The sequence below is a fragment of the Streptomyces sulfonofaciens genome (genome assembly GCF_014656295.1).
GTDB classification, from domain to species: domain Bacteria; phylum Actinomycetota; class Actinomycetes; order Streptomycetales; family Streptomycetaceae; genus Streptomyces; species Streptomyces sulfonofaciens.
In genome coordinates, this window is sequence record NZ_BNCD01000083.1 from 1 (window position 1) to 764 (window position 764).

A 764-nucleotide genomic window follows, 5' to 3' on the forward strand; every position below is an offset into this window, starting at 1 on the left:
CCCGTCCGGGTTCGTCGTCAGTGAGTCGCAGTTCAACCAGATGTTCCCGAACCGGAGCTCGTTCTACACCTACAGCGGCCTGACCGCCGCGCTCTCGGCCTACCCCGGTTTCGCGAACACCGGCAGCGACACCGTCAAGAAGCAGGAGGCCGCGGCCTTCCTCGCCAACGTCAGCCACGAGACCGGCGGCCTGGTCTACGTGGTCGAGCAGAACACCGCCAACTACCCGCACTACTGCGACACCTCCCAGCCCTACGGCTGCCCCGCGGGCCAGGCCGCCTACTACGGGCGCGGCCCCATCCAGCTCAGTTGGAACTTCAACTACAAGGCCGCGGGCGACGCACTCGGGATCGACCTGCTCAACAACCCCTACCTCGTCGAGCGCGACGCGGCCGTGGCCTGGAAGACCGGCCTGTGGTACTGGAACACCCAGTCCGGCCCCGGCACCATGACCCCGCACAACGCCATGGTCAACCAGGCGGGCTTCGGCCAGACCATCCGCAGCATCAACGGCTCCCTGGAATGCGACGGCAGGAACCCCGCACAGGTGCAGAGCCGGGTGACCGCGTACCAGCAGTTCACCGCCATCCTCGGGGTCAGCCCCGGTACCAACCTGTACTGCTGAGCCCCGGCAGCACACCAGCGGTGTGCGCGGGTACGGGCGATCCGATCCGCGCACACCCTTCGCGGCGCACCGGCCCCTCATCGGCCCGGGGCTCCCGGCCTCCCACGCCTCGCCGAGACCCCGGTCCGAACGGTCCCGC

1 protein-coding gene is annotated in these 764 nt (G+C 69.1%); it reads left to right on the forward strand.

Going from position 1 to position 764, the window contains the following annotated elements:
* On the forward strand, positions 1 to 625 hold a 625-nt coding region (locus IE313_RS34665; RefSeq protein ID WP_229925202.1), incomplete at its 5' end, for a chitinase.
* Between the last annotated feature and the right edge of the window lie 139 nt (positions 626 to 764).